19 protein-coding genes are annotated in these 17,764 nt (G+C 38.6%); 3 read left to right on the top strand and 16 right to left on the bottom strand.

What is annotated here, in order from left to right:
- Window positions 1–13: 13 nt before the first annotated feature.
- The 12 genes from hslV to ACO1PF_RS00110 form a co-directional block, all read right to left on the bottom strand.
- Window positions 14–559 carry an ATP-dependent protease subunit HslV gene (hslV, locus tag ACO1PF_RS00055; RefSeq protein WP_423190560.1) on the bottom strand — a complete coding sequence of 182 codons (546 nt, stop codon included), beginning with the start codon at window positions 557–559 and terminating at the stop codon, window positions 14–16.
- A gap of 23 nt (window positions 560–582) precedes the next feature.
- Window positions 583–1,479 (bottom strand): tyrosine recombinase XerC, encoded by an 897-nt coding sequence (gene xerC, locus ACO1PF_RS00060; RefSeq protein ID WP_423189352.1) that lies wholly within the window; start codon window positions 1,477–1,479, stop codon window positions 583–585.
- Window positions 1,480–2,312: 833 nt separating this feature from the next.
- Window positions 2,313–4,382: a type I DNA topoisomerase gene (gene topA, locus ACO1PF_RS00065; RefSeq protein WP_423189353.1), complete on the bottom strand. Its 2,070-nt coding sequence runs from the start codon at window positions 4,380–4,382 to the stop codon at window positions 2,313–2,315.
- Between the two features lie 142 nt (window positions 4,383–4,524).
- Window positions 4,525–5,406 carry a DNA-processing protein DprA gene (gene dprA, locus ACO1PF_RS00070; RefSeq protein ID WP_423189354.1) on the bottom strand — a complete coding sequence of 294 codons (882 nt, stop codon included), beginning with the start codon at window positions 5,404–5,406 and terminating at the stop codon, window positions 4,525–4,527.
- 83 nt (window positions 5,407–5,489) lie between these two features.
- Complete coding sequence (locus ACO1PF_RS00075) at window positions 5,490–6,260, bottom strand: ribonuclease HII (RefSeq protein WP_423189355.1); 771 nt, start codon at window positions 6,258–6,260, stop codon at window positions 5,490–5,492.
- Complete coding sequence (gene ylqF, locus ACO1PF_RS00080; protein WP_423189356.1) at window positions 6,223–7,101, bottom strand: ribosome biogenesis GTPase YlqF; 879 nt, start codon at window positions 7,099–7,101, stop codon at window positions 6,223–6,225. The genes ACO1PF_RS00075 and ylqF overlap by 38 nt, the downstream gene beginning before the upstream one ends.
- 59 nt (window positions 7,102–7,160) lie before the next feature.
- Window positions 7,161–7,778 carry a signal peptidase I gene (gene lepB / locus ACO1PF_RS00085; protein WP_423189357.1) on the bottom strand — a complete coding sequence of 206 codons (618 nt, stop codon included), beginning with the start codon at window positions 7,776–7,778 and terminating at the stop codon, window positions 7,161–7,163.
- Window positions 7,779–7,873: 95 nt separating this feature from the next.
- Entirely contained in the window at window positions 7,874–9,367 is a 1,494-nt protein-coding gene (locus ACO1PF_RS00090) for a S41 family peptidase (protein WP_423189358.1), read from the bottom strand.
- A 21-nt stretch (window positions 9,368–9,388) separates the two neighbouring features.
- Window positions 9,389–10,108 (bottom strand): purine-nucleoside phosphorylase, encoded by a 720-nt coding sequence (deoD, locus tag ACO1PF_RS00095; RefSeq protein ID WP_423189359.1) that lies wholly within the window; start codon window positions 10,106–10,108, stop codon window positions 9,389–9,391.
- A gap of 22 nt (window positions 10,109–10,130) precedes the next feature.
- Window positions 10,131–10,352: a YozE family protein gene (locus tag ACO1PF_RS00100; protein WP_071847216.1), complete on the bottom strand. Its 222-nt coding sequence runs from the start codon at window positions 10,350–10,352 to the stop codon at window positions 10,131–10,133.
- Entirely contained in the window at window positions 10,349–10,870 is a 522-nt protein-coding gene (gene msrA, locus ACO1PF_RS00105) for a peptide-methionine (S)-S-oxide reductase MsrA (protein ID WP_423189360.1), read from the bottom strand. The genes ACO1PF_RS00100 and msrA overlap by 4 nt, the downstream gene beginning before the upstream one ends.
- A 46-nt stretch (window positions 10,871–10,916) precedes the next feature.
- Window positions 10,917–11,549, bottom strand: coding sequence for a YpmS family protein (locus ACO1PF_RS00110; RefSeq protein ID WP_423189361.1), 633 nt, complete (start codon window positions 11,547–11,549; stop codon window positions 10,917–10,919).
- Between the two features lie 171 nt (window positions 11,550–11,720).
- On the opposite strand from ACO1PF_RS00110, the gene trhA reads away from it, so the two are divergent.
- Window positions 11,721–12,377, top strand: a complete 657-nt coding sequence (trhA, locus tag ACO1PF_RS00115; protein WP_423189362.1) for a PAQR family membrane homeostasis protein TrhA — start codon at window positions 11,721–11,723, stop codon at window positions 12,375–12,377.
- A gap of 79 nt (window positions 12,378–12,456) precedes the next feature.
- On the opposite strand, the gene ACO1PF_RS00120 is transcribed toward trhA, so the two are convergent.
- From ACO1PF_RS00120 to ACO1PF_RS00130, 3 genes are all read right to left on the bottom strand, one after another.
- On the bottom strand, window positions 12,457–12,945 hold the full coding sequence (locus tag ACO1PF_RS00120; RefSeq protein WP_423189363.1) for a dihydrofolate reductase: 489 nt from the start codon (window positions 12,943–12,945) through the stop codon (window positions 12,457–12,459).
- Between the two features lie 66 nt (window positions 12,946–13,011).
- Complete coding sequence (locus ACO1PF_RS00125; RefSeq protein WP_423189364.1) at window positions 13,012–13,956, bottom strand: thymidylate synthase; 945 nt, start codon at window positions 13,954–13,956, stop codon at window positions 13,012–13,014.
- A gap of 7 nt (window positions 13,957–13,963) precedes the next feature.
- Window positions 13,964–15,856 carry an ABC-F family ATP-binding cassette domain-containing protein gene (locus tag ACO1PF_RS00130; protein ID WP_423189365.1) on the bottom strand — a complete coding sequence of 631 codons (1,893 nt, stop codon included), beginning with the start codon at window positions 15,854–15,856 and terminating at the stop codon, window positions 13,964–13,966.
- Between the two features lie 163 nt (window positions 15,857–16,019).
- Here ACO1PF_RS00130 and ACO1PF_RS00135 point away from each other — a divergent pair, with 163 nt between their 5' ends.
- Together ACO1PF_RS00135 and ACO1PF_RS00140 are read left to right on the top strand one after the other, a co-directional pair.
- A complete protein-coding gene (locus tag ACO1PF_RS00135) occupies window positions 16,020–16,241 on the top strand; it encodes a cold-shock protein (protein ID WP_410263210.1) in 222 nt (73 codons plus the stop codon).
- Between the two features lie 65 nt (window positions 16,242–16,306).
- Window positions 16,307–16,717: a ribonuclease HI family protein gene (locus ACO1PF_RS00140; RefSeq protein WP_423189366.1), complete on the top strand. Its 411-nt coding sequence runs from the start codon at window positions 16,307–16,309 to the stop codon at window positions 16,715–16,717.
- 32 nt (window positions 16,718–16,749) lie between these two features.
- Here ACO1PF_RS00140 and ACO1PF_RS00145 read toward each other — a convergent pair whose 3' ends face one another.
- Window positions 16,750–17,724 carry a diaminopimelate dehydrogenase gene (locus tag ACO1PF_RS00145; protein ID WP_423189367.1) on the bottom strand — a complete coding sequence of 325 codons (975 nt, stop codon included), beginning with the start codon at window positions 17,722–17,724 and terminating at the stop codon, window positions 16,750–16,752.
- Window positions 17,725–17,764: the final 40 nt, after the last annotated feature.

Genomic DNA, 17,764 nt, shown 5'->3' on the forward strand with positions numbered 1-17,764 from the left:
CTCATCATTCCCCTTACAGTTTTTCTGATACGATATTATGATTAGTGTAGACGCAGATATCTGCGGCAATGGTTAAACTATCTTTTGCTATTTGTTCGGCAGTTAAGTTCTCGCCATATTTTTTCAAAGCTCTAGCAGCTGACAAAGCAAAATTACCGCCTGAACCGATGCCTAATATGCCATCGTCCGGCTGAATCACTTCGCCATTTCCTGAAATCAAGAGTATTTGCTCTTTATTCATTACAATGAGCAATGCTTCCAGATTTTTCATCATTTTGTCGGTGCGCCATTCTTTAGCCAGTTCAACAGCCGCACGCATCAAATGGCCATTATACTGATTCAAATAACCTTCAAATTTTTCTTCTAAAGTGAACGCGTCTGCTACGCTGCCGGCGAAACCGACTAAGACTTCGTTGTTATATATTTTTCTGACTTTACGGGCGGTCCCTTTCATAATAACTGATTCGCCCATGGTTACTTGTCCGTCTCCAGCCATGGCACATTCACCATTGTGCTGAATAGCTAAGATCGTTGTTGCATGAAACTGTGTCATTTTTATTCCTCCATTTTAAAGTGTTCTGTTTATGCTCTGGGGTGATACGAATTATAATCTTTCTGTAAATGTTCTGTGGTCACGTGTGTATAGATCTGTGTTGACGATAAACTCTTATGTCCTAACAATTCCTGCACCGTTCGTATATCTGCACCATTATTAAGTAAATGGGTTGCAAACGTATGACGCAGCATATGCGGAGTGATGTTATGGGATAAAGAACTCTTTTTGATCAACTGGGTCAGCACGAATTGGATTCCGTTTTGAGTGATCTGATCTCCGTGATGATTGATAAACAGACAGTCATGATCCTTATTGTATTTTGACATTACCGGTTGCCGTCCGTTTTCGATATACGCTTTCGTGGCTTCACTTGCATAATGTCCAAAAGGAATATAGCGTTCTTTACGCCCTTTTCCCGTTACAAAAAGCATACCCATCTCAAAGTCAATGTCATCTAGTTGAATACCTTGACATTCACTCACACGTATCCCTGTCCCGTACAAGATTTCAAGTAAGGCCAGGTTACGCAGATCAAGCGGCGCATCTCCTTCGGTTGCTTCAAACAAAGCCTTCATTTCTTCTTCATAAAAGAAATTAGGTAAACGAGACCCGCGTTTTTTTAGCTGTAAATATGAAAAAGGGTTGTCATTCACTATCTCGTTATTTAACAAAAATTGATAAAACGCCCGGATACTCGAGATTTTCCTGGAGATAGACGCACGTGCATACTCTTTATCCGTTAAATAACTTAAATATATCCGCGCATCGGACAGTTTGACAGCCAAGACATCCTCTTCCCCTGTCTCTTTTAAAAACTGCTCAAACGCTTGTAAATCGTCAATATAAGCAAGGTTGGTATGCTCCGAATAATGACGTTCATTCATCAAATAATTTGAAAATAGCGTGATCCATTTATTTTCCATGAGTATCTCTCCTCACTCCTATCATTTTAACATATGTGAGTCGTTCAAGCATATAGAGAAAAGTAGAAGAAAATAAGACTTAAACGTTAATCTGTAAATCAAGGATAGGGAATACAATAATTTCTAGAAACAGACTGTACTCAAAAGTAAATGATCGATATCTTGATTTTGATAAAGTCTCTGCTTGAAGTAACCTTTACTGATAGCTCACGTATGATTCATCATTCGGTGGTCGGTAGTCGATTTTATACTCGCTACTCACCTGTGCATGTTATTTGAGTTGAATCTACCGTGGTCCAGTAGGTTTAACTCTCATAACAATTTTCGCTGAGCGGTCACTTAAAGGGTCCTATAGTGACCGCCCAACAAAACTCAGGTATCCACTTGTAACTACAAGGCCTCTATAGTGACTGACTAGCAAAAAACAAATGCTGGGTGGTCACTACAAGCAGTCTATACTCCCTTCTCCAGTGATGCGATTGGATGAGTAGGCATTACTTACCTGTGGTACTAGCCACTCATTAGAATCTTTGCATCGAGTGGCTACTCAAAAAAATCATACTGGTCACTCGGTCAAGAAAAATTCTGAGGAGGCACTATAATAATGCTTCCCTGAACTTCTTTTGCCTGAAAAACGATTTAAGACGACCTTTTGTGATCATAGCGCAAATGAACACTTACTTTTCTTTTGCGGTCGTCGTTCGCGTTCGCAAGGGTTAATGAGGCTCTTAACTTTAAAAGCTGTAGCTACTGGCCAGAACAGTTTCTTCATCCCAAAGAAAAAAGTGGAACAACTCATTTGTGATCGAGTTGTTCCACTTATACTGGTTGGTTTATTTTTGTGATTCTTCTTTATAGTCACAGTTAGAACAAACAACCTGGGTTTGTTTTTTCGTTTTCTTCTCGACCAGATAATGCTCACATTTCGGACAGTCGCGTCCAATTGGTTTATCCCATGAGGTGAACTCACATTCAGGATAATTTTCGCATCCGTAAAAGATACGATTTTTCTTGGACTTACGTTCCACCACTTCACCTTTTTTACATGTCGGACATGTCACACCTATTTTTTTAACAATAGCTTTCGTGTTGCGACAGTCGGGGAAGTTGGAACAGGCATAAAATTTACCATAACGGCCCATTTTAATGACCATCGGAGAGCCACATTTTTCACAATCAAAGCCTGCGGGTTCATCTTCGATTTCAACCTCTTCCAGTTCTTTTTCTGCAATGGTGACTTCTTCTTTGAATGGTCGGTAGAACTGATCGATAACCTCGACCCATTCTTTTTTACCCTCTTCAACAGCATCTAAATCCTTTTCCATATCAGCCGTGAAGCTAACGTCCACGATATTAGGGAAAAACTCGCCAATGATGGTGTTAACGATGGTTCCAAGTTCAGTCGGTTCAAAACGTTTGCTTTGTAAAGTCACATAGTACCGTCGCTGAATGGTTTCCAAGGTCGGTGCATACGTCGACGGACGCCCAACGCCGTTTTCTTCCAGTGTTTTGATTAACGTAGCTTCACTGTATCGAGCAGGTGGCTGTGTGTAATGCTGATTAGGTTCGATCGATTCTAGCTTGATCTTATCGCCTTCAGATAAATCAGGTAAGATGTTGTCTTTATCTTTTTTGCTTTCAGCATATACTATTTGATAACCTTTAAATTTAATTTGGGAACCGTTTGCTCTGAAAAAGACACCATTCTGTTCGATATCTACGCGCACAGTGTCATAAATCGCTGGTTTCATCTGACTTGCAATAAAACGAGACCAAATCAATTGATACAATTTAAATTGATCTTTTGAAAGATTTTTCTTGATATCCTCTGGTTTTCTCATCGCACTTGTCGGTCTGATCGCTTCATGCGCATCTTGAGCGGATTCAATATTCTTTTGTTTTTTTGGATTCGTTGCAGCGTATTCTGCCCCGTATTCACTGACGATCACTTCATTTGCTTCTAGTTTTGCCGTCTGTGACAGACGGGTTGAATCTGTACGCATATAAGTGATCAGTCCTGTGGTTCCGCCTTTACCTAATGAGATTCCTTCGTAAAGTTGCTGCGCAACCATCATCGTTTTTCGTGTTCTAAAATTCAGTTTCCCTGCGGCTTCTTGTTGCAGGCTACTGGTTGTAAATGGCGCGTAAGGATTACGTTTACGTTCTTTCTTGATCACTTTAGTGACATCAAACTCACCAGACTGATCAAGTTTGTTCATGACCTCTTGTACAGCTTCATTATCGGGTAGTTTTGTCTTTTTATTGTTGAGTCCATAAAAATTTGCTTCAAAGACTTTTTTCTCTTTTTTAAACTGAGCTTCAATTGACCAGTATTCTTCCGGATTGAAGTTTTTTATTTCTTCTTCACGGTCACAGATTATCTTCAAGGCAACGGATTGTACACGTCCTGCACTCAATCCACGCTTAACTTTTTTCCAGAGTAATGGACTGATTTGATAACCCACGATACGGTCAAGTATCCGTCTCGCTTGCTGGGAATGAACCAAATCTTCATTTATGTTTCTCGGATTCTTCAGTGCGTTCCTCACAGCGTCTTTAGTGATTTCATTGAAAACGACTCTATTTTTTTCCACATTATCAAGCTTGAGTAAAAAACTTAAGTGCCAGGCTATAGCTTCCCCTTCTCTATCCGGGTCAGCTGCGAGAAAAACTTTTTCAGCCTTTTTTGCATGTTTCTTTAAATCTTTGATAACCGGACCTTTACCACGAATCGTTATATAGTCAGGTTCATAGTCGTTTTCAAAATCGACACCCATACGACTTTTCGGTAAATCTCTGATGTGTCCTAAACTGGCTACTACTTTATAGTTTCTCCCTAAATATTTTTCTATTGTTTTTGCTTTTGCAGGCGATTCTACAATGACTAAATATTTATAAGCCAAATTGCAGGCTCCTTCCTCTTTTACCATATTTTTTTGCGCTTATTACTATCAATGCGTCTTGTTATCGTTCTTATTAAGAATCGTAACCTATCATATGGCATATGAATTAACTTTGTCAACTTTAAAAAATATATTTAATTAATTATTTCACAAAAGCCAGATTCCATTCATCAAAAATATCTTCGGGTGATTGACAGGAAATGGCGCCCAATTTGATCAGGTCAAGACAACCTTTTGAATGTTCACTGAAAATCGAACCGGGTACGGCGAATACCTCTCTTCCTTCTTCGAGAGCCATACGTGCCGTAATCAAACTGCCACTTCTTTCTTTGGCTTCTACGACAACAGTGCCGCGAGAAAGACCGGCAATAATCCGATTACGTAAAGGAAAGTGATGTTTTCTGGGAGCTGCATTTAATGGATATTCCGATATCAATAAATGATGGGTGGCAATGTTCTCCTGGAGTGCTTTGTTCTCTTTAGGATAGCTGTAACCAATACCGTTACCGATCACTGCAATCGTCTTTCCACCATTTTCAATCGTTTTGGTGTGAACAAGTGTATCGATACCTCTGGCCAGTCCACTCACAGTTACCATATTACTGCTTACAAGAGAAGGAATAAGATGATCCAGTACCTTGTTGCCGTACTCTGTGCAGTCGCGTGCCCCGACCATGCCGATCAGGAGCTGATCGAGCAAAGAAAAATCTCCTTTATAAAACAATAAAATCGGTGGTTCGTAACTGTTTTTCAAAGCATCAGGATAGTCCAGTGAATTAAGAGAAACGGTATGAAGGTAGGCTTTCTTATATTTTTCTTTGACCCCCCTAACGTCAAACTCGTTTAAATACTGATTGAACTTCTGCTTTTTTGCATACGTGAGAAGGTAATTCGTCTCTTTTAAATGAGTGAAACAACTTAATTCAGGTAAAGTATCGATGACACATTTCCACTTCTCACGGTGACTTAAAAAAGGACAGTGCGCCACTACAAATAAAAATTCTTCATTGTTGCTGATTTGCATTTATTCATCTCCTAATAAAAAAAGTAAGTTCCTATCTCTTTCATTGTTGAAAGAAATAAAAACTCACTTTTTTTATTGGCGATTCAAAGTAAATCTTTTACTGGTCTAAACGATCGACGGTGAATGGGCGTAACACCAAAGTTTTTTAATCCTTCTAAATGATCTTTCGTTCCATAACCGGCATTTCTTTCAAATCCATACCCCGGGTATTTTACCGCTAGGTCTTTCATTATATTATCACGCGTGACTTTTGCAATAATGGATGCTGCAGCAATGGAAATACTTTTGGCATCCCCTTTGATTATTTTTTCCTGAGTAATCGTACTATTGATGCGCATCGCGTCAATCAGCAGACAATCAGGCTGGATAGCCAAACCTTCCACAGATTCCTTCATCGATACTTTCGTAGCTTGATAAATATTCAAGGAATCAATGATTTCAGGAGAGACGATTGAATAATTGATTGCTAAAGCAACCTCTTTTATTTTTACCGCCCATTTTTCCCGCTCCGCTTCACTGAGTTGTTTGGAATCATTGATCCCAACTAAATCAGGTTCTTCAGGTAAGATCACTGCAGCAGAAACTACCGGCCCCGCAAGTGGTCCTCTTCCAACTTCATCGATGCCTGCAATGAACTGCTTGCCTTTCTTTCGATAAGCTCTCTCATAAGCTTGCATCAATTCATAATTTTCATAGAGCAAGGCTTGTTTCTCAATCTTTGTTTCATATTGCTTAATGGCTGATTGAATACCTTTTCTAGGGTCTTCTTTCAACTCTTTAACATAGTCAGGCGATATGTCAACGTTCGCATTCAAGCTATCTTTGATTTGTTTGATCGTTAGTGTCTTTTGCATAGAAGTCTTTTGGTCGTTCAAGGGTTATCCTTCCTAACTGTCCGTTTCTCAACTCATGGATGAACATTTCTGCCCCACGATCATAATCATCTCGTAAGCCTCTTTTTTTGGTGATTTCCAAAAGTAAATCAGGCAGTTCAAGTTCTTTTTCTAAACCTTCAGCTAATTTATAGCGCTCACTTATAGCCCCTGGATAGTGTTCTGTTAAATAACTCATGCCATACAGGGCAATATCATCGAGATGTAATAATGCGTCTTTGATCGCGCCTGTTACAGCTAATTTTTTACCCACTTCCTGGTCCTCAAATTTAGGCCACAGAATCCCTGGGGTATCTAGCAGTTCAAGTTCTTTTCCATATTTGATCCATTGTTGCGCTTTAGTGACACCTGGTTTATTTCCAGTTATTGCAATGTTTTTATGTGCAAAACGATTGATAAGGGTCGATTTCCCGACATTTGGTATGCCCACGCATACTGCTCTAATTGCGCGAGGTTTCATGCCTTTTTCTTCTCGTTTATCAAAGAAAGGCTTCAACACTTTTTTTGTTAACTTTAAAATTTCTTTAAGACCTTGGCCTTCTTTCGCATTGATTGAAATAGCAGGTATGCCTTTTTCTTCGTAGTCTTTAAGCCATGCGGCCGTTTGTCTAGGATCAGCTAAATCACTTTTCATTAAAACGACTATATGAGGCTTGTTTCCGATCATGTTTTTAACATCTGGATTTCTACTCGAATAAGGAATACGTGCATCGATCAGTTCGAATACGACATCGACCATCTTTAATTTTTCTAAAAATTGTCTTTTGGCTTTAGCCATATGACCCGGGTACCATTGTATCATGTCTCTATCCTCTCCTTTCTTTTCTTTTATAACATCAATCGTTCATCTAAATGTTAATCTTAATTGATCAGCCCAAAACGATCCAGAGGCCATATACGTATATTTGTTCTTCCAGTGACTAACTCTTTATCTATAAAACCAAAAGAGCGACTGTCTGTTGAATTAACTCGGTTATCTCCTAAAACAAAGAATGTGTCTTCCGGCACTTTTTCTACGCCTTGTAGCGAAGCCAAGTTAAAGTTACTATTGAGCGATTGTAAATCAGATTCATTTACTCCTGTCAAATCAAGATAGTCTTCCTCGATTGTTTCTCCGTTGATATACAGTGTCTGATCCTGAAAGACAATTTCATCTCCTGGTATGCCAATGACTCTTTTAATGTAGTTCTTATCAGATTCACCAGATTCTGGGTCTGGTTTTGGAAAAACAATAACATCAAATCTCTCGATATCACCCAGTTTATAAAGTAGCAAACGGTCCTGATCTTCTAAAGTAGGTTCCATCGAAGCCCCTTCAACACTTACAGGCGCTACAACATAGACTCTAATACTTAGAAAAATGCCGCTTATTACAACAATGTAGATAAACGTGCTTAATAATTCCTGAAAAAGAGATTTATCCTTTTGTGGTTTTTTATTAAATTTTTCTCTTCGTGGCGTAAAAGAATTTTCGCTCATAAGCTGACTTACTCTCCATTCCATATTTAAAAAAGATAGAGAAAGAAAAATAATTGGGCAAATATCTCAACCCATCATTTTCTTTCTCCTTGTTATTAATTTTCCAGTAAATATTCAACTGCTGCATCATACTGGGTATCGTTTTCTTCTATTAGTTCTCGCAGTCTATCAATAAGTGTTCGGGCTGTCGTACCTGTCACAACGCCGTCTTCTTCTAAATCATTTTCTGCCTGGAACGATTTAACTGCTTCTTCGGTTTCTTCATCATATGTGAAATCTACTGCACCAACATCATAATCTAATGCATCAAGTATTTTTTCGAGATTCTGAATTTCTTCAGAGACGTCACCGATCGCATATGTTTCTTCTTGATCAATATATAATAAGTTGATGTATTCGGGCATTTCCACTTCGATATCCGGATTGATACCCTCTTCGTTTATCCACGTGCCATCAGCTGTCAGCCATTTCCCAGCAGTAAACTTGATTTCACCATCACCGGTAATATCCAGGACATTTTGTATCGTTCCTTTGCCAAATGTCGCTTGACCGATCAAAGGAATATCAGCTGATTGACTCATTGCTCCAGCTAAAATTTCTGATGCACTGGCACTACCACCGTCAATAAGCAAGACACTGTCCTTATCGAATTTAAATTCTCCTAACTCGTCAGAGTTGGCTGTATAAATATAAGGTTCTTCATCTCTACCTTGTGACTGCATAAGCGGTTTGCCATCTTCTACAAAAATGTTCGAAAGTTTTAAGGAAGAATCCAGAAGACCACCTGGATTACCTCTGACATCGAAAATAAATGATTCGGCACCGTCTTTTTCCAAAGCTTCAATGGCATCCACTAATTCCTGATAGGTTGGTCGGTTAAAATTGGTGATGTGCACATATCCAATCGTTGGGTTTTCAGCATCTAATTCATAAACAACCGATTCAACCGGAATAGAGTCTCTCGTGATCGTGACATTAAATTCACGGTCTCCTCTAACGATAAGCAACTTGACCTCAGAACCCTGAGGTCCGCGGATCAACGCCACTGCTTCATTGATTGACATCTTAGCGACGGATTCACCATCTACTTCAGCTATCAGGTCATTTGGCAATAATCCCGCTTGCTCTGCTGGTGAACCTGCAATAGGAGAAATAATGCGAACGTACTCTCCTTCTTTCATCACTTCAGCACCGATACCCTCAAATGCCCCTTCAATATCCTCATTCATAGAAGAGGATTCCACTTCATCTAAATAGGTGGTGTAAGGATCATCCAAGGAGTCGGCCATTCCTGATAAAGCGCCTTGAATCAACGTATCTGAGTCCACTTCTTCTAAATATTGAGTCATCAAAATCGAATAAACCTCTTCTAGTGGTTGAAAATCTATAGATGAATCGATTTCTTCAGAATCAGAGTCCACTTCTTCTGAATTAGTATCAGAAACTGTTTCATTAGAGGAGCTTTGGACAATATCCAACGTCCAGACCGTTCCTAAAACCGCTATGAGAAGTACAATCAGTAAAGACGCAACGTAAAAGGTTAAACTGACTTTCTTAGTCTCTTTGGTCTCATTTGGTTCGTTTTGCATAGGATGCCTCTTCTCTAAAATTTACTTGTTTGCTTCCATTCTTAATGCTGCTTCCAGAGCAATGATCATCATATCGTTAAACGTTGTTTGTCTTTCTTCAGATGTTGTTTCTTCTCCGGTCAATAAGTGATCACTGATAGTCAACAAAGCCAAGGCTCTCTTGTTGTGTTTAGCTGCGAGTGAATAGAGTCCCGCTGCTTCCATTTCCACTGCTAATATACCATAATCTGCTAATTTTTGTTTGTCTAGTTCTTCATTATAAAAACGATCTGCACTGAGTACGTTACCGACACGAATCGACATGTTTTTCTCCATACCTACATCATATGCATGTCTGAGTAAATCAAAGTCAGCAATAGGAGCAAAATCCACTTGATTATTGAAAATATGACGGTGTAAACTTGAGTCTGTTGTCGCTGCTTGAGCTAAAACAACATCACGAATTTTAACTTCTTTTTTCATTCCACCCGCAGAACCCACACGAATGAGGTTTTCTACGCCGTATTCCTGAATAAGCTCTTCACCATAAATCATAACCGAAGGAATGCCCATACCCGTTCCCTGAACTGAAATGGCTACTCCTTTATACGTTCCAGTGTAACCAAAGGCATTTCTTACTGTATTATACTGTTTAACATCTTCTAAAAATGTTTCAGCTATATACTTCGCGCGGAGTGGGTCTCCAGGCATTAAGACTGTTTTGGCGATTTCACCTTTTTTTGCTTCTATGTGTACACTCATCTTACATTCTCCTCTAATATTTTTATTTGTTATTATCTTCGTATAATTGAAAGACTTTGTCAAAGACATCCATAGAAACGACATAATCCCCGTTCATCTCTAAATAGTTTGATATCTCGTCATAATTTTTTGATTGCTTGGGAAATGTGCCATCCTTATCGACCGCATTAGCAAATAACGTCAGCTCATCTTTCTTATAGGGATCTCTTAACGTTTTCACATAATGATAAAAAGAGCGTCTCATTCACTGACCTCCTGAGTATGTGCCTCGGCCCATAGTTTTCGCTGTTCTTTTTCTCTTGCATAAACAGCCGGATTTTTTTTATGAAATTCCTGATGTTCTTCTTCTGCAGCATAAAAAGGCCCTGCTGCTTCTATTGTTGTAACAATAAGTTTATCATACTGATTTGATGCTTGGAGCTGATATTTAGAAGCTTCCGCTTTGATCTTCTGGTGAGTATTATAATAGAATATAACGGGACGATAACTCTCTCCTCTATCCATAAACTGACCCATAGCGTCCGTCGGATCTGTTTGCTGCCAATATATAGTTAATAAATCGTCGTATGAGAGTATGGATTCATCATAGTGAACCAATACGGCTTCTGTGTGTCCTGTTTTTTGCGCTTTCACCTGTTCGTAAGTAGGATAGGGCACATGACCGCCTGTGTATCCAGAAACAACCTTTTCTATTCCGTTCATTGTTTCGAAAGGCTTAACCATACACCAGAAACATCCTCCTGCAAATAATGCTTTTTCCAATCAAGAAAATCCTTTCTACATAAAGATTTTAAACAATCTCAGTATATCATTTTATCGCTTCTTCTGGCAAAAGGATATCCAGCCTTATGTCATCAGCCTCTAGGTCTACTTTTCTCATTTTAAACTGCATGTCATTCTCCAAGGCAAACTCAGAAAATGCAACTAAAATATACTCTTGTTCACTGTCTATCTTGATCCATTCGGGTAATTCCATTTGCTGACTTAAAATATTTAAAGCAATACCGATGGGTAAATCAAACGATCCCAATTGTATGCTTTGCGCACGAAGTTGCAGATTCCCATTATCCATGACGAGGGGTTCCATGTATAAACCAAAATCAACATCAAATCCAAAGACATTCAATGCCCCTTCCAGTTCAACTAACTCATCGAAAATAACCGTATATCCTGAAAATCGTTCATCCAGTTCTTCCTGCAGATAAAGATTGATCACTCGGTTGACTTGTTGTTTATCAGTGACTAATTCAAATTCCAATGTATCACCTGAAATAACAAATTCTTCACTTTCTGGCTGAACTTCTTCATTGTTTGAAAAAGCATTCAACTGGATACCCAACCAAATAATCACACCGATATTTAATAGTAATAAGATAAGGAATGCCCATTTCCAGCCGCTACCTTTGTGGTCGGCTGTTCTATTGCCTCTTGTATCAGTCAAATAACATCTTCTCCTTCTGCAAATGTGTTGAGTCACTTATAGTTTTTACATGTATCTAATTATCTTCTATGTTATAATAAAAAATAATAGTAAAGTACATAAATCTTTCTACAGTAGTATACCAAATTTTTGTATATTCGTACAGAAAGTGAGAGGTCAAGGAGGGTCCCAATGTCAAATCAAATAAAAACACCAGCATTTACCAGGAAATACTTGATAGTCAATGAGGTCTTGAATGCAGTTACTCACGGTATTGGAGTCATATTAAGTATCATTGCTTTAGTCTTTCTCATTCAAAAAGGACTGGAGATCGGCGGTATAGTAGAATTAACATCATATACCATTTACGGTGTTTCACTCATTTTGCTCTACTTGTCCAGCACTCTTTATCATAGTTTAGCCTTTACAAAAGCAAAGCAAGTCTTTCGGATAATCGATCATAGCAGCATCTTTCTGCTGATAGCGGGTACCTATACGCCCTATATGCTTATCACCATAGGCGGTAACTTGGGAATTTTTTTAACCACACTGATCTGGACAATTGCGTTTCTAGGTGTCCTTTATAAAACCGTCTGGTTCAAAAAGTTTCAAGGATTGTCTGTCTGGCTCTACATCGCAATGGGATGGATTTCAATATTCTTCATACATTACTTGTATCAGGGCTTAGGGATGCGAGGATTTATCTGGCTAGTAGCTGGCGGCCTTTCATTCACTGTTGGAGCTCTGTTTTATCGATTGAAAAATGTTAAATATATGCACGTTGTCTGGCATTTGTTTGTTTTAACAGGAACCATTTGCATGTTCTTTTCCATTTATCTCTACACTTAAAATCGAATCAATTAAAAAGATGCCTGGATGAGTCCGTTAAACTCATTCAGGCATCTTTTTTTATTTTTTAATATTCGATTTATTTTCTTTTAAAAATTTGAAATGTATGCGGATATTTATTTTTTTCGTCGACATGACCTTGTTTCTCTTCTATCAGTTCAAACTTGGTGTAGTCGATCGGTGGCATGTTAGTGTCACCTTCGAACGATTCATGGATGACCGTACGATATAGCATATCGACGTCTTCTATGAATAGTTCAAATAAGGATACCCCTCCGATGACATGCAGAGGTTTCTCTGATTCTTTTGTCGCTTCTAAGATCTCAGATTTGGAATGACAAACGTTAACGCCTTGTAAAGAAAAGTTTTTATTTGATGTTAACACAAAATTCGCTCTATTTTTCAAAGGAGGATTCGGTATACTCTCCAACGTTTTCCTGCCCATCACGACATCTCCGGTTAATGTCACACGCTTGAAAAATTGCATATCCGCCGGCAAATGCCATGGCAATTCACCATTCTTGCCAATCACTCCATTTTCATCTTCCGCCCAAACAAACGTTATCATAAAAGCATCCCTTTCGATAGTTGCGTTGTAAAACTATTAAATTGCATATAACAATTAATCGGCTATTTAGACAGCTATTGGTGCTTTTATCGCTTTATGTGGATGATAGCCGATGATTTCAATGTCATCCATTTCGAAATCAAATATGCTTTTATCTTTGTTTAATTTAATGCTTGGGAATGGTTTTGGTTCTCTTGAAAGCTGTTCGTTAATTTGATCCATATGATTCAAATATAAATGCGCATCTCCTAAAGTGTGTACGAAATCTCCAACTTCCAGACCGGTTTCTTGAGCCACGAGATGTGTGAGTAACGCGTAGCTTGCTATATTGAAAGGCACACCTAAAAAGACGTCCCCACTCCGTTGATAGAGTTGGCAACTGAGTTTATTGCCTTCGACGTAAAATTGAAATAACGTGTGACAAGGCGGTAATGCCATTGTCGGGATTTCTTCCGGATTCCAGGCTGATACAATATGACGTCTAGAATCGGGGTTCGTTTTAATCGACTCGATCACATTCTGTATCTGATCAATTAATCCGCCGTCTTTCTTTTGCCAAGCACGCCACTGAGCACCATAAACATTCCCAAGTGAACCGTATTGTTCTGAAAACGCATCGTCTTCCAGTACTTTTTCTCTAAACGTAGCCATTTGTTTACTGTATTCTTTTTTAAATTCCTCATCTTCTTGTGAGCGCAAACCAAAGTCCGTCATATCGGGACCTTTATAATCATCGCTCTTGACATATTTATCAAAAGCCCATTCATCCCAAATGTGATTATTATTCTCTAAGAGATACCGGATATTCGTATCTCCTTTTAAGAACCACAAGAGTTCGCTTTTGATAAGCTTGAAAAAGACACGTTTAGTCGTCAGCAAGGGAAATCCTTTTTGTAAATCAAAACGCATCTGATGACCAAAAACCGATTTTGTTCCTGTGCCGGTTCTATCCTGTCTTTCAGTACCTTCATCTAAAATACGTTTAGCTAAATCGAGATATTCTTTTTCCATATTTGCCTCACTCCTTATTAATGCTGTACTTTTCAAAATATTCCCATCGGCTATACTTTTCTTCCAGCTGACGATTTAATCTAGTTTGCTTGTCCGTTAAATCAGCTAATTTCACATGATCAATAACAACATTTTCAATCTCAGCTTGTACTTTTTCAAGTTCTAGTTCCAGTGATTCAATTTCAGATTCTATGGTTTCCCATTCTTTCTTTTCCATATACGTTAGTGCTTTTTTTTCTTGGCTGTTGTCTTTTGGTTTCTCAACATTTTTTTGAGGTTTTCTTTTTTTTTCTTTCTTAGTCTGATCATTCAGTTCTAGATATTCAGATAACGTGGCATAACTTTCTTCAATTTCTCCGTCACCTTTAAATACAAGCAATTTATTGGCAATCTTGTCAATAAAATAGCGGTCATGGGAAACTGCAATAACCGCACCATTGAACTGCCCAATAAACTCTTCCAGTATAGTTAATGTCTGAACATCCAAGTCATTAGTTGGTTCATCCAAGAGTAATACATTGGGTTGCTGCATCAATATTTTGAGTAAATACAACCGACGTTTTTCTCCACCCGATAATTTATTGATTGGTGAACCATGCATTGAACGTTTAAACAGAAAACGTTCGAGCAACTGTGACACACTTATAGATGAACCGTCAGAAAGTTTCACTTCTTCTGCAATCTCTCTTAAATAAGTGATCACCCGTTTCTCTTCGTCGAATTCTTCATTCAATTGTTTATAATATCCAATTTTAACAGTTTCACCAATAATAAACAGACCATCATCTAGTTGTTCTTCACCTGCTAGAATATTTAAGAATGTTGTTTTCCCTGCGCCATTTACCCCAGTAATACCTATTCGATCTGTATGTTGAATCAGTAAGTTGAACTCATTCAAGATAACTGTCTCATCCATTTTTTTTGAGGCATTTTCCATTTCCAGGACCTTTTTGCCTAATCGCGTCCCCGATAACTGTAACTCTAATTCTGATTTAACTTCATGCCCCTTAACTTTTTCTTCTAACTGAGAGAAGCGACTTTTTCGTGCTTCTTGTTTGGTTCCGCGCGCTCGAACACCTTCACGCATCCACGCCAGTTCCTGTTTGTATAGCTGTTTCTGCTTATGAGCAATCTGCTGGTCTGTTGTTTCTTTTTCAGCTTTCAGTTCGATGTACTGCTGATAGTTTCCAGGATACTGTTCCATTTTTCCGTTATCCAGTTCAACGATTTCATTTGCAACTCGGTCTAAAAAGTATCGGTCATGCGTAACCATCAGGAGTGACCCACGGTAGCTGGCTAAATATCCCTCTAACCATTCAATCATCTGAAAATCAAGATGGTTGGTAGGTTCATCAAGAATAAGTAAATCCGGTTCTTGAATAAGCACCTGTGCTAAAGCCGCTCGTTTTTGCTGTCCACCTGATAAATCACCTACTATTTTATCACTGTCTTCTAATCCCAGCTTGTTTAATATCGCATCAGCACGTGCGTTGACATTCCAAGCATCTTCCTGATTCATTCTTTTCTCTGCTTCCGTGAAAGCCTGCTGAACGACTGGATTTGTCGGTTCTTTGGTTAATTTCATTAAAACTTCTTCGTAGTTTTTAGCTGCTTTGATCATAGGAGAATCTCCATCAAATACAACATCAAAAATACTTTTATTTGTATCCAATTGATTTTTTTGACTCAGATAACTTATGTCAAACTCACCAGGTTTTGATATGTCTCCCACATCTGGTTTCAACTCTCCCGCAACGATGCGTAAAAAAGTCGTTTTTCCTGTACCGTTGACGCCGATCAATCCAATTCTCCGTTTTTCTTTTATCGAATAGTATACGTCGTCAAATAAGGTTTTCATACCATACGAATGTGTTAAATGTTCGATTTTCCATTCTTTCATAAATAATTGCTCCTCAACATTAGATTCTTTCTTATTCTAGCACACTCAGTACTGCTTTTTAACTTAAACTTCGTATAACCTCTATGATTGACTATGAAACCGTTATCCTTTATACTGAAAGCGTTAGATAACTATACTTAAGGATTCATTAGGGGGTAAAACGATGACTACAGGTACTGTTAAATGGTTTAACAATCAAAAAGGTTATGGTTTTTTAGAATATAACGATGAAGATGATGTTTTTGTTCATTTCACGGGTATTAACATGGATGGATATAAAGCTTTAAATGAAGGCCAAACAGTAGAATTTGAAATAGTGGAGGGATCACGCGGTCCTCAAGCTACCAATGTCAGTGTCGTTGAAACGACTAATGAAGATATCTAATAAACAGTAAAGTCAGCTCTCGTTTGAGTCTGGCTTTTTCTATTTGTTTTATGGAGCGGGTCAAGATGTTGAAAATTTATAGTGATGCGGCAGTATCCCCAAATGAAAAAATAGCAGGAGCTGGGCTGGTGATCGTCGGAGAAAATCTCTACGAACAATTATCCATCCCTCTTTCATCGACGAAAGACAACCACCTGGCAGAACTGTTAGCTTTCTATCATGCCGTCAATTGGCCCATTGAACAACAACGGACCAACGAGTGGACGGTTTTTCATACAGATAGTCAACTGGTTGCAGAAGCAATCAAAAAAAACCATATCAAAAACATTCTATACGTAGAAGTGTTTCAATCGATCATGTCGTCACTTGCTCATTTGTCTTTTTACGAGATTAAATGGATCCCTGAAAAAGAAAATAAAGGCGCCGATAATCTGGCGAAACAGGCTTTGGCCAAACAAAGAAAAAGTAGAAAGTAAAGAAGTTGCCTTCTTCACTTTCTGCTTTTTTTTTAGAGTAATTCTTTTCTTAAATCTTCAGCACTTTTTGGTGAGAGATATGATGGTGCAATATCAAAGACGGTTTTTGCTCCAAATTGATTTTCACGCGCTAACTTGCCAGCTGCACGCGCATAAGCAATCGCCACGGCAGCTGTGAATTCTGGATTTGAATCTAAATCCAAACCGAACTGATAGATAGCAGTTTCTGATTCTGAAGTTTTCCCTTGTCTCATAACCGTTCCGCCATGAGGCATGCCGGCATGTTCTTTGTCAAACGTTGCTTGATCGATCACGTTGACTTCTGTTTCATAACCTTCAAAATAATCAGGCATAGTGACAATTATTTCTTTTACCTTGTTTTCGTCTGCTTTCTCTTCAAGGACAAGATAAACCACACGTTTGTGCGCAGACAATTTGTCATAATCAACTGCTTCTTTATTTTTAACTGCATCCACAAGTTCTTCTCTTGGTACGGTATATTGTACGGCATTTTTTACGCCTGAAACACGTCTGACCGCATCGCTATGTCCCTGACTCAACCCTGGACCCCAGAAAGTATACGTTTCACCTTTTGGTAATATTGATTCAGCAAATAATCGATTGAGTGAAAATAAACCTGGATCCCAACCAGTTGAAAGAACAGCGACTGTGTTATGTTCTTTAGCAATCTTATCAAGTCTATTGAAATGATTTGGAATTTCATTGTGATTATCATAGGTGTCAACGGTGTTGAATGCCTTTGCCAATTCCGGCGCTTGAACGGGTATATCCTTTTGTGAACCACCACATAATATCAAGACATCGATTTTATCTTTAAATGCAGCCAGCTCATCCATATGATACGCTGGTGACGATGTATCCAACTGCTCAGGCTTACGTCTGGAAAAAATACCTACTAATTCTAAATCGTCTGAGTTCTTCAGCCCCGTTTCGACCCCTCTGCCCAAATTACCATAGCCGACTATTCCAATTTTTGTTGTATTCATCGAATCACTCTCTTTCGTTTAATTTATAAATGTTCTTAAA

The sequence above is a fragment of the Alkalibacterium sp. f15 genome (assembly GCF_049389645.1).
GTDB lineage: Bacteria > Bacillota > Bacilli > Lactobacillales > Carnobacteriaceae_A > Alkalibacterium.